This is a genomic window from Clavibacter sp. VKM Ac-2872 (assembly GCF_015351105.1).
GTDB lineage: Bacteria > Actinomycetota > Actinomycetes > Actinomycetales > Microbacteriaceae > Clavibacter.
The window spans coordinates 1,682,187-1,695,799 of record NZ_JADKRR010000001.1; the positions used below are offsets into that span (position 1 = coordinate 1,682,187).

Sequence of the window (13,613 nt, forward strand, 5' to 3'; positions counted from 1 at the left end):
CGGATGAGATCGGGGCGCCTGCGCGGGGATCATCCGCCCGCGAGCGCGCCCCGGCCGGGCGCGGCACGTACGGTGGTCGCATGCTCCGACGGATCCCGAGGTACCAGCTCGTCCTCGACGTCGTCCTCGCCGCGGCCTTCGTCGTCCTCCTCGCCCCCGGATCGGTGGGCGTCGCCGCCGCGAGCGCGTTCGGGGTCTTCTCGTTCGCGACCTCCCAGGTCTCGCTGGTCCTCGTGCTGCTCATGGGCGCGGCCCTGGCCGTCCGTCGACTCGCGCCGGGGCTCTCGCTGGCCGTCGCGTGGGCGGGCGCGATCATCCAGATGGGCGCCGGAGCCGCGGTCGAGCCCGGCGACATCGCCATCGCGTTCGTCGTCTACTGCACCGCGGCGTACGGCGGCCGGATCGTCCGCGCGCTCGGCCTCGCCTCCGCCATCGTCGGTGGCGTGGTCGCCGCCTGCTACCTGTCCTACGCCTCGGGCCGCGTCCCCATCGGCAGCGCCGCGTTCAGCTCGGGGGAGTGGACCGCGTTCGCGACCCTCTTCCTCTTCCTCCTCCTCTGCGCGTGGAGCGTGCTGCTCGCGTCGTGGACGGCGGGCCGCCTCGTCGTCGCGTCCCGCGCGTCGCACGCCAGCCGCGACGCGCAGGAGGCCGCCGAGCGCGACCAGGCCCGGGCGCTGCAGGACGTCGTGGTCGAGCAGGAGCGCAACCGGATCGCGCGGGACATGCACGACGTGGTCGCCCACTCGCTCGCCGTGGTGATCGCGCAGGCCGACGGCGCGCGCTACGCCCGGCTGGTGGATCCCGAGGCCGCGGACGAGGCGCTCCGCACGATCTCCACCACCGCCCGGCAGGCGCTCGGCGACGTGCGGATCCTGCTGGCGCAGCTCCGGCACAGCGAGGACGACGCCCCGCAGCCCGAGCTGAAGGAGCTCAGCGACCTCATCGACCAGATGCGCTCGACGGGGCTCACGATCGAGTTCCTCGAGACGGGCCAGCCCGGCGAGTTCGGCACCGGGCAGCAGCTCGCGGTGTACCGGATCGTGCAGGAGGCGCTGACCAACGTGCTGCGGCACGGCGACGTGGGCCACCCCGTCGAGGTGGAGCTCGCGTGGGAGCCGGACGGCGTCTCGGTGACGGTGCGCAGCCGCACGCTCCCGGAGCCGGTGCGCCCGGCGCGCACCGCGACGGGCATCATCGCCCTGCCCGTGCTCCCTCCCGCCCCCGCCACCCCCGCGCAGCCCGTCGGCCACGGCCTCGCCGGGATGCGCGAGCGCGCCACGCTGTCCGGCGGCCGCTTCTCCGCGGGCGTGCGCGAGGGCGTGTGGACCGTGTCGGCGTGGATCCCGTTCGCGCCCGCCACGCGCCCCGTCCCCCGCGTCCCCGTCGCCGGCGCGTCGGTCGGCACGGGAGCGGACGCGCCCAGCCGTCCCCTCACCCTCGACGAGCTGTTCCCGCCGGAGGCCGCGGCCGCGGGCACGGCGACCCCCGGCGTTCCCGCGGCGCCCGTCAGCCCGCACCGCACCGCGGCCGCCCGCGGGGCCGCCGCCTCCGCGGCGCGTCGCGCCCGCGACGACCGGCCCGCCGGATCCTGACCCGCCGCGCCCACGCGATACGCTCCCCCCGCCGACCTCGATCGAAGGACCCTCCCGTGCCCACCCCACCCATCCGCGTCGCCCTGGTCGACGACCAGGCCCTGTTCCGCACGGGCGTCCGCATGCTCATCTCCTCGCAGCCCGACCTGGAGTTCGCCGGCGAGGCCGCCAACGGCCAGGAGGCGGTGGAGCTCGCGCGCACCGAGCGTCCCGACGTGATCCTCATGGACATCCGCATGCCGGTGATGGACGGCATCCAGGCCACGGCCGAGGTCCTGCGCGCGGCCGACGCGCGGGGCGATCGGCCGCCGCGCGTCCTCGTCCTCACGACCTTCGACCTCGACGAGAGCGCCGCGCGCGCCATCCGCGCGGGGGCGAGCGGCTTCGTCCTCAAGGACGCCGACCCCGAGTTCCTGCTCGCCGCCATCCGCACCGTCCACGCCGGCAACTCGGTCATCGCGGCGTCCGCGACGCGTCAGCTGCTCGAGCACTTCGACCCGGGCTCGAGGCCCCGCGTCGCCCCGCCCGCGTTCGCCTCGCTGACCTCGCGCGAGCGGGAGATCTTCGTCCTCGCCGCGCGCGGGCTGAGCAACGCGGAGATCGCGCAGGCGGAGTTCCTCAGCGAGGCGACGGTGAAGACGCACGTGAGCCGCATCCTCGCGAAGCTCAGCCTCCGCGACCGCGTCCAGCTCGTGGTCTTCGCCTTCGAGCACCGGCTCACCGGATCGCCGACCCAGGGGTAGCCACTCCCGATCGGCGGGAGGCCGCTCGCATCCCCGTCGGCTAGATTCCCCTCGCCTGCCCGCTCCCTTCGCAAGAGGACCACCGTGCTCCACGATCTCGAAGACCTGTCGCTGCTGACCGCGTCGACCGTCACCGCCGCGACGCTCGCACCCGTGATCGGGCTCATCCTCCTCGCGGTCGTGGCCCGCCGGGCCCGCCAGACGACGGGCGCACGTGCGGCGGACCCCCGGCGCACCGCGGGCGAGCTCGCCCTCGGCGCCCTCGTCGGCGCGCTGGGCGGCCTGGCCCTCGCCTTCGTGCTCGGCGACGTCATGGACCTGTTCGGCGTGGTGCTGTCGCTGCCGACGCGCGGCTGGACGGCGGTCGGCGGCATGGGCCTCGGCATCCTCGTCGTCGCCGTCGTGCGCAGCGGCCGCAGCGTCACCGGGGTCGGCGGTTCCGGGAGGCCGTCGCGCCGTCTCCGCGTCCTCCACCGCGTGCTGGCCGTGCTCGTCGTGCCCCTGGTCGTGCTCACCTCGGCCATCGGGATCAACGCGGACCTGCAGGAGTACCCGAACGTGGCGGCCGCCTTCGGCCTCACCCGCGTCGGTCCGCTCGACACCTCCGACCTCGCGTCGCCGCAGCCCGCCCCCGGGGAGCCGGCCGCGGACTCCACCGTGCCGATCGAGGAGTCGTGGACGCCGGGCGAGGAGATCCCCGGCCACGGCCGCGTCGGGACCGTCACCATCCCGGGCACGCAGTCGGGCTTCACGGCGCGCGACGCCATCGTGTACCTCCCGCCCGCGGCCCTGGTGCCGGACGCCCCGGAGCTGCCCGTGCTCATCGCCATGTCCGGACAGCCGGGCAAGCCGCTCGACCTGCTCGCGTCGGGCCGCTTCGAGATGATCCTCGACTCCTACGCCGCAGCCCACCACGGCCTCGCGCCCATCGTCGTCATGCCCGACCAGCTGGGCGCGTCGGACGCGAACCCCATGTGCATCGACTCGTCCCTCGGGAACTCGGAGACGTACCTCACGGTCGACGTGCCCACCTGGATCCGTGCGAACCTCCGGGTGCTGGACGACCGCACGTCCTGGGCCCTGCTCGGCTTCTCGCAGGGCGGCACGTGCGCCGCGCAGCTCGGGGCCGCGCACCCGGAGGTGTACGGCTCGTTCGTGGACATCTCCGGCGAGATCGGCCCGTGGGCGGGTCCCACGACCATCGACGTCGCCTTCGGCGGGTCGCACGACCGGTACGCGGCGTCGATCCCGTCGGCCGTCATGGCGAGCCGAGCGCCCTACGCCGACACCCAGGCCGTGTTCTGCGTGGGCGAGGAGGATTCCGGGTACCGTCCCGGCGTGGAGCAGGTGGAGGCCGCCGCGGTCGCCGCCGGCATCGACGCGCGGCTGAGCATCGCGCCCGGCAGCTCGCACGACTGGGGGACGGTGAAGTGGTGCACGGCCGACGCCCTGCCCACGCTCGGCCAGCGCCTGGGACTGACCCGATGACGGCGCGTCCGCGCATCCTGACGATCCAGGGCGCCGCCCGGGCCCTCCTCGGGCGGCTCGTCGCGCAGCCGGTGACCCTCGGGATCGCCGGGGTCGTCCTGCTGCTCGCCGTGCTGCCCGCCGTCTCGGAGGTCTGGCGCCGCGTCGTCCACCACCAGCTGGCCACCGGCTACGAGGCGGTCGTCGAGCGCGGACACTGGTGGACGACCGCCACGGCGGCGTTCCTCACCGACGGGCCCGTGGAGCTCGTCGTCTCGCTCCTGGCGGTCCTGGTGCTCGTCGGCGTGGCGGAGCACCTCATGGGCTGGTGGCGCACGCTCCTCGGGTTCGTGCTGACCGGCGCCGTCGGATCGCTCCTCGGCATCGCCGTGCAGGCGCTCGGGCTCGTGGACGGCGAGCTCTGGTCGCACGGCGTGCGCGGCGTGGCGACGGCGGACCCGCTCACGGCGGTCGCGGGGGTGCTCGCCCTGTCGAGCGCGTGGGCCGGCGTCCTGTGGCGGCGGCGGATCCGCGTGGTCATCGTCGTCGTCGTGCTCGTGTTCCTGCTCTACTCGGGCCAGCCGAGCGACCTCTACCGTCTGCTCGCGATCCTCGTCGGCGGGGTCCTCGGCGCGCTGCTGCACCGGCCGGCCGGGGGAGCGCGTTGGCAGCGCAGCTCCCACCACGAGGTGCGCGTGATGCTCGCGGCCGTCGTCGCCATCCTCGGCACGGGCCCCGTCATCGCCCTGCTGTCCCGCAGCCGCTACGGCCCGCTCGCCCCCATCGCGCTGCTCTTCGTCGACGACCGGGTGCCGGGAGACGCGATCTCGACCCGCTGCCTGTCGAGCGACTTCACGCACGACTGCCTGCAGGAGATCATGCTGGCGCGGATCGGCGGCGGGGTCGGTCCGATCCTGCTCTCCGTGGCCCCGCTGCTGGCGCTGCTCGTCGCCGCGTACGGGCTGGCGCGCGGGCGGCGCTTCGCCGTGTGGCTGGCCGTGAGCGTGAACACGCTCCTGGCCGTGCTGTCCGCCTACGCGTTCGGCATGCTCGTGCACCGCGACATGGTCTCGCCGCGCCTGTCGGCGTCCCCGTCCGCGCACCCGGAGGCGGTGGCCGCGCTCGTCGCGTCGGTGGCGCTGCCGCTCGGCAGCGCGATCGTCCTCGTGCTCCTGCGCCGGCACTTCACGATCCTGTCGACGGCCCCCGCGATCCGACGGTTCCTCGTGACGACGGGCGTGGCCCTGGCCGGGCTCATGGCGCTGTTCGTGGCGACCGGGCTGGCGCTCTCCGATGCCTTCACCCGGCCGGTGGACCTCAACGACCTGCTGGCCGAGGCGCCCGACCGCTTCATCCCGGCGTCGTTCCTGCGCGGCGAGTCCCTGGACTTCCTGCCGACCGACCCGATCACCGACATCGTCTACCGCGGCGTCGGGCCGGCGTTCTGGATCATCCTGGTGATCGCGAGCCTGCGCGCCATCGCGGACGTCCGCATCGCCGCGGTGCCCCGGGCGCAGGCGCGCGTCGCGCCGGCCCTCCGCCGCGGGGCGATCGGCTCGCTGTCGCACATGGCGACGTGGCCGGGGAACTCGTACTGGATCGCCGCAGACGGGCAGACGGTCGTGGCGTACCGCGTCGTGGGCAGCGTCGCCATCACGACCGCCGCGCCGCTCGGTCCGCCCGACGACGACGGGGCACTCCGCGACGTCCTCGGCCAGTTCGCGCGCTTCGCCGACGACAACGGGTGGACGCCCGTCTTCTACAGCGTGCCCGCGTCGATGGCCCCGCTGTTCCTCGACATGGGCTGGGAGACGCTCGTCGTCGCCGAGGAGACCGTCGTGCGCCCGGGCACCTGGCAGACCACGGGCAAGAAGTGGCAGGACGTGCGCACGTCCATCAACCGGGCCGATCGCGCGGGCATCCGCGCCGAGTGGACGACGTGGGCCGAGCTCCCGCTCGCGTGGGCGAGCCAGATCGAGCAGATGTCCGAGGAGTGGGTTGCGGAGAAGGAGCTGCCCGAGATGGGCTTCACGCTGGGCGGCGTGGAGGAGCTCCGCGATCCCGCCGTGCGGCTCATGCTCGCCATCGACGGCGACGACCGCGTGCAGGCCGCCACGAGCTGGCTGCCCACGTGGCGCGACGGCGAGGTGATCGGCTGGACGCTCGACTTCATGCGCCGCCGGCCGGACGGCATCAACGGCGTGATGGAGTTCCTCATCGCCCGCTCGGCCATGCGCATGAAGGAGGACGGCATCGAGTTCATGAGCCTGTCCGCCGCGCCGCTCGCGCAGACGCGCGCCGCCTCCCCGCGGGGCGAGCACGCGGACGCGGACGCCGGATCGGAGGGGCAGGAGGGCGCGGTCGAGCGGATCCTCGAGTTCCTCGCCGACTCGCTGGAGCCGGTCTACGGCTTCCGCTCGCTGCTGGAGTTCAAGCGCAAGTTCCAGCCGGAGCTCGTGCCGCTGATCATGGCGTACCCGGACGCGACCGCCCTGCCGACCGTGGGCCTCGCCCTCACCCGGGCGTACCTGCCGTCGACGTCCGTGCGCGACCTCACGCGCGTGCTCCGCTCCGCCCGCTGAGCGCCGCGCGGGCGCCGCGCAGGCGCCGCGGCGGGTGCGGATCCCCGCGGCGCCGGTGTACCGTGGGTCCATGCAGTCCGGCCGCCTCCTCCTTAGTCGCCGCGGCGAGGCCTGATCCGGCCCTCCTCGTCGCGGAGTCCCGTCACGGCTGACCCGAACCAGACGAGGAGACGACCATGAAGAGCACGCAGACCCCCAGCGGGATGCCCGTCCACAAGTACCGCCCGTACCACGAGCAGATCGCCGTCGACCTGCCCGACCGCACCTGGCCCGCCCGCCGGATCACCGAGGCGCCGCGCTGGTGCGCGGTCGACCTCCGCGACGGCAACCAGGCGCTCATCGACCCGATGAGCCCCGAGCGCAAGCGGATCATGTTCGACCTGCTGGTGCGCATGGGCTACAAGGAGATCGAGGTCGGCTTCCCGTCGGCGAGCCAGACCGACTTCGACTTCGTCCGCAGCCTCATCGAGGAGGACGCGATCCCGGACGACGTCACCATCCAGGTCCTCACGCAGGCGCGCGAGCACCTCATCGCCCGCACCTACGAGTCGCTGCGCGGCGCGAAGCAGGCCATCGTGCACCTCTACAACTCGACGAGCGTCCTCCAGCGCGACGTCGTGTTCCGCACGGACCGCCAGGGGATCATCGACATCGCGCTCGAGGGGGCGCGCCTCTGCAAGCGGTATGAGGAGACGATCCCCGAGGTGGACGTCTACTACGAGTACTCGCCCGAGAGCTACACGGGCACGGAGCTCGAGTTCGCCGCGGAGATCTGCAACCGCGTCGTCGAGGTCTTCGACCCCACGCCCGAGCGCAAGGTGATCCTCAACCTGCCGGCCACCGTCGAGATGGCGACGCCGAACGTCTACGCCGACTCCATCGAGTGGATGTGCCGCCACATCGACCGCCGCGACGAGGTCCTCGTCTCGCTGCACCCGCACAACGACCGCGGCACGGCCGTGGCCGCCGCGGAGCTCGGCTACCTGGCCGGCGCCGACCGCATCGAGGGATGCCTCTTCGGCAACGGGGAGCGCACGGGCAACGTCGACCTCGTCGCGCTCGGCATCAACCTGTTCACGCAGGGCATCGACCCGCAGATCGACTTCAGCGACCTCGACGGGATCAAGCGCACGGCCGAGCACTGCAACCAGCTGGCCGTGCCCGAGCGGAGCCCGTGGGCGGGCGACCTCGTCTACACGGCGTTCAGCGGATCCCACCAGGACGCCATCAAGAAGGGGTTCGAGGCCATGGCCGTCGACGCCGCCGCGCGGGGCGTCACCGTGGACGAGATCCCGTGGGCCGTGCCGTACCTGCCGGTCGACCCGCAGGACCTCGGCCGCTCCTACGAGGCCGTGATCCGCGTCAACTCGCAGTCGGGCAAGGGCGGCGTCGCGTACCTGCTGAAGGCCGACCACTCGCTCGACCTGCCGCGCCGCCTGCAGATCGAGTTCTCCGGCGTGGTGCAGGCCACGACCGACGCCGAGGGCGGCGAGGTGACGAGCGCGCAGATCTGGTCGATCTTTCAGGACGAGTACCTCCCCGCGCCGCTCGACCGCGCCGAGGAGAAGTGGGGCCGCTTCGAGCTGACCTCCACGCGCACGTCGAGCGACATGGGCGGATCCGTGTCCCTCGAGGTCGAGCTCCGCGACGGCGACGAGGTGCGCGCGGCGTCCGCGTCCGGCAACGGGCCCATCGCCGCGTTCCTGCAGGTGCTGGCCGACCAGGGCGTCGACGTGCGCCTCCTCGACTACGTGGAGCACGCGCTGAGCGCGAGCGGCGACGCGCTGGCCGCGTCGTACGTGGAGCTCGAGGTCGAGGGCGTGCGCCTCTGGGGCGTCGGCATCGACGAGGACAGCTCGACCGCGTCGCTCGAGGCGATCGTCTCCGGGGTCAACCGGGCGATCCGCCGCACCGTGCGCGAGCCGGAGCTGGCCGCGGTCTGACCCGCTCCGCGCGACGCCGCGCATGTACGACGGCCGGGCGGCGACGCCCGGCCGTCGTGCGTCAGCGACGCGGGCGCGGGCGGCGCAGGGCCGTGAAGCGCAGGCGGCTGAGCGCGCGCTGCTCCGGCAGGCTCCAGCCGAAGCGCACCGCGAGGAGCCGCGTCGTGGCCGTGACGGCGACGCACACGATGGCCGCGACCCACATGGGCACGCCGAACGCCGCGAGCACGACGACGATGACCGCGCCCACGCCCGCCGCGACGGCGTAGAGCGAGCCCACGTGCATCATCGCGATGGGCAGGTTGAGCAGCAGGTCGCGCACGAACGAGCCGCCGACCGCCGAGACGACGCCGATGAAGACGGCGGGCACCCCCGGCACGCCGGCCGCCAGCGCCTTCGACGTGCCGATGGCGCAGAACAGGCCGATGGTGAGCGCGTCGAGGGCGGTGATGACCACGTCGAGGCGGGTGAAGATCCGCTCGAGGAGCATGCCGCCGAGGGCCGCGGCGACCGCGACGAGCATGAGCCAGTTGCTGGAGAGCGCCGCGGGCGTCACGTCGAGGAACACGTCGCGGAGGAGGCCGCCGCCGAGGCCCGTGGCCGTGCCGATGATGGCGACGCCGAGCAGGTCGAGCCGCCGGTCGCGGAAGCCCGCGGCGAACATGGCGCCCTGGAGGCTGCCGATGCTGACCGCCAGGAGGTCCGCCCAGAGCGGGATGGTGAGGGGGACGGGATCCATGGCCTCCCCTTGATAGCACAGGGCGGCTGTCGCGCCCCGCCGCGTGACGCCGGGCGGCCCGGGCCCGTCCGCGCGGCGACGGCGGGGGAGCGCGGTCGCGGGGCGGATAATCGAGGGGTGCCCCTCTACCGTGACGAGATCGTCGTCCTGCGCACCCACAAGCTGGGCGAGGCGGACCGGATCGTCACGATGCTCTCCCGGCAGCACGGCAAGATCCGCGCGGTGGCCAAGGGCGTGCGGCGCACGCAGTCGAAGTTCGGCGCGCGGCTCGAGCCGTTCATGGTCGCCGACGCCCAGTTCTTCGAGGGCCGGACCCTCGACATCATCACGCAGGCCGAGTCCATCGCCTCCTACGGCGCCCTCATCGCCGCCGACTACGGCAGCTACACGGCCGCCAGCGCCATGGTCGAGACGGCCGACCGCGTCACCGAGGACGAGGGCTCGCTCCAGCAGTACCTGCTCCTCGTCGGCGCGCTCCGCTCGCTCAGCCGACGGGAGCACGGCGCGAGCCTCACGCTCGACTCGTACCTGCTCCGGAGCCTCTCGATGGCCGGGTGGGCGCCGAGCTTCCAGGACTGCGCCGTGACGGGCGCCCCCGGACCGCACTCCGCGTTCGTCGTGCAGCTGGGCGGCGTGGTGGCGGACGCGGCCGCCCCGCCCGGATCCCCGCGGCTCGACCCCGACACCCTCGCGCTCCTCTCGGCCCTCCTCACGGGCGACTGGCCGCACGCCGAGTCGGCGACGCTCCGTTCGCAGGCCCGCGCGAGCGGGGTCGTCGCGGCGTACGCGCAGTGGCACCTCGACCGGGGGATCCGCTCGCTCGGCCTCGTGGACCGCAGCGACGCGCGCCAGCTGCTGCCGCCCACCGAGCATCCCGTGCCGCTCGACGCGCCCGTCCTCGACGGCGCGGACCCGGATCCCGCCGCCGCCCTCGCCGCCGCGACCGCCTCGGTCGTCCGTGCGACGCCCCGCGCCGCGGATCCCGACCCGGATGCCTCGCACGCGCCCCCCGTCGACCACCCCCGAGCACAGGAGACGACCCCATGAGCCGACGCCCCGAGGTCCCCGGCCGCACCGACCTCCCGCTCGACTGGACGGGCGAGCAGCCGCCCGCGATCCCCGCCGACCTCGTGCCGAAGCACATCGCGGTCGTGATGGACGGCAACGGCCGCTGGGCCAACCAGCGCGGCCTGCCGCGCACCGCCGGGCACCAGGCGGGCGAGGAGGCGTGGTTCGACACCGTCGCGGGCGCCGTGCAGCTCGGGGCGACGCACCTGTCCGTCTACGCGTTCTCCACCGAGAACTGGAAGCGCTCGCCCGCCGAGGTCCGCTTCCTCATGGGCTTCAACCGCGACGTGATCCACCGCCGCCGCGACCAGCTGAACGCGTGGAACGTCCGCATCCGCTGGGCCGGCCGACGACCCCGCCTCTGGCGCAGCGTCATCGACGACCTGCAGGTCGCCGAGGAGATGACGAAGGACAACACCGGCATGACGCTCACGATGTGCATCAACTACGGCGGCCGCACGGAGATCGGCGACGCCGTGAAGCGCATCGCCGAGGACGTGGACGCCGGCCGGCTCAAGGCGTCACGGGTCGACGAGCGCACGATCCAGCGCTACCTCTACCTGCCGGACGTCCCCGACGTCGACCTCTTCGTCCGCAGCTCCGGCGAGCAGCGCACGAGCAACTTCCTGCTCTGGCAGTCGGCGTACGCGGAGATGGTGTTCCTCGACCGGCTCTGGCCCGACTTCCGGCGGAAGGACCTCTGGGACGCGGTCGAGAGCTACGTGCACCGCGACCGGCGGTTCGGCGGCGCCGTCGACGCGCACGCGAAAGGCGACGACGCGGGGTCCGCCGAGGACCCGGAGGCCCCGGAGGCAGGCGACCCGGGGCGCGGCGCTCAGTAGCATCGGTCGGGTGAGCACCCCCGACACCGCCCCCGCCGCCCCGTCCGACGACCCCCGAGACGCCCCCATCCGCGTGGGGATCGTCGGCTACGGCCTCGCCGGCCGCGTGTTCCACGCGCCCTTCCTCGCGGCGAGCCCCGAGTACCGCATCGCCCTCGTCGCGACGTCGGATCCGGATCGTGCCGCGCAGGTGCGCGAGCGCCACCCCGGCGCCGACGTCGTCGCGTCCGCCGACGAGCTGTTCGCGCGCTCCGCCGAGCTCGACATGGTCGTCATCGCGTCGCCGGCGTCCGCGCACCTCCGCCAGGGGCTCCAGGCGCTCGACGCGCACCTGGCCGTCGTGATGGACAAGCCGTTCGTGGCCACCGTGGACGAGGCGCTCATGCTCATCGAGCGCGCCGAGGCGCTCGGCGTGCCGTTCTCCGTCTTCCAGAACCGGCGCCTCGACGGCGACTTCCTCACCGTGAAGGCGCTCATCGCGTCGGGCCGCCTGGGCGAGGTCCACCGCTTCGAGTCGACGTTCGAGCGCTGGGGCGGGCCCGTGCGCGACCGCTGGCAGGACCGCGAGACGCCGGCCGACGCCGCGGGCATCTCGTACGACCTCGGCAGCCACCTCATCGACCAGGCGCTCGAGCTGTTCGGTCCCGTCGCCGACTTCGCCGCGGAGCTCGCCACCGTGCGCGACGGATCCGCGAGCGACGACGACGCCTTCTACTCGCTGCTGCACGAGTCGGGGGTGCAGTCCCACATCACCGTCAGCCGGGTCGCCGCCCTCGCGGGCCCCCGCTTCCGCGTGCTCGGCACCGCGGGCGCGTACGCCGTGCACGGGCTGGACCCGCAGGAGCCGCTCCTCAAGCAGGGCGCGGCGCCGACCGACCCCGGCTTCGGCGAGGCGCCCGAGGCCGAGTGGGGCACGCTCGTCGAGGCGGCGGGCGATCCGGCGGGCGAGCGCCTGCCCACCGAGCGCGGCCGCTACGCCGACTTCTACGCAGCCATGGCCGACGCAGTGCGCGGCCGCGGGCCCGTGCCGGTGGAGCCGCGCGACTCGCTCGAGACCGTCCGCATCGTCGAGCTGGCGCACCGCCGGTCCGCGGGCGACGAGGACTGAGCGAGCCGCGCCCGTAGACTGGGGGCCGCCTTTCCCGGCGACGCCGGCATCCCGCCGGCGGTCGCCGTCCGCCGACCGGGCACCCAGTCCGGCCCCACCAAGGAGCAAACGTGGCAACCCCCTCGCGTCTCGACCCGGTCATCAACCTCGCCAAGCGGCGCGGGTTCGTCTTCCAGGCGGGTGAGATCTACGGCGGCTCCCGCTCCGCGTGGGACTACGGGCCGCTCGGCGTGGCGCTGAAGGAGAACATCAAGCGCCAGTGGTGGCAGACCATGGTCAACGGCCGCGACGACGTCGTGGGCCTCGACTCCTCGGTGATCCTGCCCCGCCGCGTGTGGGAGGCGTCCGGCCACGTCGAGGTCTTCAGCGACCCGCTCGTCGAGTCCCTGCACACGCACAAGCGCTACCGGGCCGACCACCTCATCGAGGCGTACGAGGCGAAGCACGGACACCCGCCCGTCAACGGCCTCGCCGACGTCAACGACCCCGACACCGGCCAGCCCGGATCCTGGACCGAGCCGCAGAACTTCTCGGGCCTCCTCAAGACCTTCCTCGGCCCCGTCGACAACCAGGAGGGCCTGCACTACCTCCGTCCCGAGACCGCGCAGGGCATCTTCGTCAACTTCGCGAACGTGCTGAGCGCGGCGCGCCAGAAGCCGCCGTTCGGCATCGGCCAGATCGGCAAGAGCTTCCGCAACGAGATCACGCCGCAGAACTGGATCTTCCGCACGCGCGAGTTCGAGCAGATGGAGATGGAGTTCTTCGTCGAGCCCGGCACCGACGCCGAGTGGCACCAGTACTGGATCGACGCCCGCTACGCCTGGTACACCGACCTCGGCATCGACCCCGAGAACCTGCGCCTCTTCGAGCACCCCGCGGAGAAGCTCTCGCACTACTCGACCCGCACGGTCGACATCGAGTACCGCTTCGGCTTCGCCGGCGGCGCGTGGGGCGAGCTCGAGGGCATCGCGAACCGCACCGACTACGACCTCCGGACGCACTCCGAGGCGTCCGGCCAGGACCTCTCCTACTTCGACCAGACGAAGAACGAGCGCTGGATCCCCTACGTCATCGAGCCCGCGGCCGGCCTCACCCGGTCGATGATGGCGTTCCTCGTCGACGCGTACCACGAGGACGAGGCGCCGAACGCGAAGGGCGGCGTCGACAAGCGCACGGTCCTCCGCCTCGACCGCCGGCTCGCGCCCGTGAAGGTCGCCGTGCTGCCGCTGTCGCGCAACGAGAGGCTCTCGCCGGTCGCGCGCGAGCTCGCCGCGGAGCTCCGCAAGGTCTGGAACATCGAGTTCGACGACGCGGGGGCCATCGGACGCCGCTACCGCCGCCAGGACGAGATCGGCACGCCGTTCTGCGTGACGATCGACTTCGACACCCTGGACGACCAGGCCGTCACGGTGCGCGAGCGCGACACCATGGCGCAGGAGCGCATCCCGCTCGACCAGCTCGTGGGGTACCTGGCCGGGCAGCTCATCGGCGCCTGACCCACCTCCGCCGCACGGCCGATCCGCCGTCCC

9 protein-coding genes and 1 pseudogene are annotated in these 13,613 nt (G+C 73.6%); 9 read left to right on the forward strand and 1 reads right to left on the reverse strand.

Annotated features, from left to right (window positions below):
- The first annotated feature begins 80 nt into the window (after window positions 1–80).
- The 5 genes from ITJ40_RS07985 to leuA all read left to right on the forward strand — a co-directional run bounded on the left by ITJ40_RS07985 (window position 81) and on the right by leuA (window position 8,327).
- A complete protein-coding gene (locus ITJ40_RS07985) occupies window positions 81–1,592 on the forward strand; it encodes a sensor histidine kinase (protein WP_194666526.1) in 1,512 nt (503 codons plus the stop codon).
- 56 nt (window positions 1,593–1,648) lie between these two features.
- A complete protein-coding gene (locus ITJ40_RS07990; protein WP_194666527.1) occupies window positions 1,649–2,335 on the forward strand; it encodes a response regulator transcription factor in 687 nt (228 codons plus the stop codon).
- A gap of 84 nt (window positions 2,336–2,419) precedes the next feature.
- On the forward strand, window positions 2,420–3,823 hold the full coding sequence (locus ITJ40_RS07995) for an alpha/beta hydrolase-fold protein (protein ID WP_194666528.1): 1,404 nt from the start codon (window positions 2,420–2,422) through the stop codon (window positions 3,821–3,823).
- Window positions 3,820–6,384: a bifunctional lysylphosphatidylglycerol flippase/synthetase MprF gene (locus ITJ40_RS08000; protein ID WP_194666529.1), complete on the forward strand. Its 2,565-nt coding sequence runs from the start codon at window positions 3,820–3,822 to the stop codon at window positions 6,382–6,384. The genes ITJ40_RS07995 and ITJ40_RS08000 overlap by 4 nt, the downstream gene beginning before the upstream one ends.
- Before the next feature lie 176 nt (window positions 6,385–6,560).
- Window positions 6,561–8,327, forward strand: coding sequence for a 2-isopropylmalate synthase (gene leuA / locus ITJ40_RS08005; protein ID WP_194666530.1), 1,767 nt, complete (start codon window positions 6,561–6,563; stop codon window positions 8,325–8,327).
- A gap of 61 nt (window positions 8,328–8,388) precedes the next feature.
- Here leuA and ITJ40_RS08010 read toward each other — a convergent pair whose 3' ends face one another.
- Window positions 8,389–9,066 (reverse strand): trimeric intracellular cation channel family protein, encoded by a 678-nt coding sequence (locus ITJ40_RS08010; protein ID WP_104294084.1) that lies wholly within the window; start codon window positions 9,064–9,066, stop codon window positions 8,389–8,391.
- A 117-nt stretch (window positions 9,067–9,183) separates the two neighbouring features.
- On the opposite strand from ITJ40_RS08010, the pseudogene recO reads away from it, so the two are divergent.
- From recO to ITJ40_RS08030, 4 genes and pseudogenes are all read left to right on the forward strand, one after another.
- Window positions 9,184–9,897, forward strand: a pseudogene (gene recO, locus ITJ40_RS08015) (DNA repair protein RecO); the annotation flags it as partial.
- A 212-nt stretch (window positions 9,898–10,109) separates the two neighbouring features.
- On the forward strand, window positions 10,110–10,976 hold the full coding sequence (locus ITJ40_RS08020) for an isoprenyl transferase (protein WP_194666532.1): 867 nt from the start codon (window positions 10,110–10,112) through the stop codon (window positions 10,974–10,976).
- 10 nt (window positions 10,977–10,986) lie between these two features.
- Entirely contained in the window at window positions 10,987–12,084 is a 1,098-nt protein-coding gene (locus ITJ40_RS08025; protein WP_194666533.1) for a Gfo/Idh/MocA family oxidoreductase, read from the forward strand.
- 110 nt (window positions 12,085–12,194) lie between these two features.
- Entirely contained in the window at window positions 12,195–13,580 is a 1,386-nt protein-coding gene (locus tag ITJ40_RS08030) for a glycine--tRNA ligase (RefSeq protein ID WP_194666534.1), read from the forward strand.
- Window positions 13,581–13,613: the final 33 nt, after the last annotated feature.

Bases quoted from the DNA above. Each gene is read 5' to 3' on its own strand.
- ITJ40_RS07985 (WP_194666526.1), top strand. From the start codon at position 81: ATGCTCCGACGGATCCCGAGGTACCAGCTCGTCCTCGACGTCGTCCTC.
- ITJ40_RS08000 (WP_194666529.1), top strand. From the start codon at position 3,820: ATGACGGCGCGTCCGCGCATCCTGACGATCCAGGGCGCCGCCCGGGCC.
- leuA (WP_194666530.1), top strand. From the start codon at position 6,561: ATGAAGAGCACGCAGACCCCCAGCGGGATGCCCGTCCACAAGTACCGC.
- ITJ40_RS08010 (WP_104294084.1), bottom strand. From the start codon at position 9,066: ATGGATCCCGTCCCCCTCACCATCCCGCTCTGGGCGGACCTCCTGGCG.
- ITJ40_RS08020 (WP_194666532.1), top strand. From the start codon at position 10,110: ATGAGCCGACGCCCCGAGGTCCCCGGCCGCACCGACCTCCCGCTCGAC.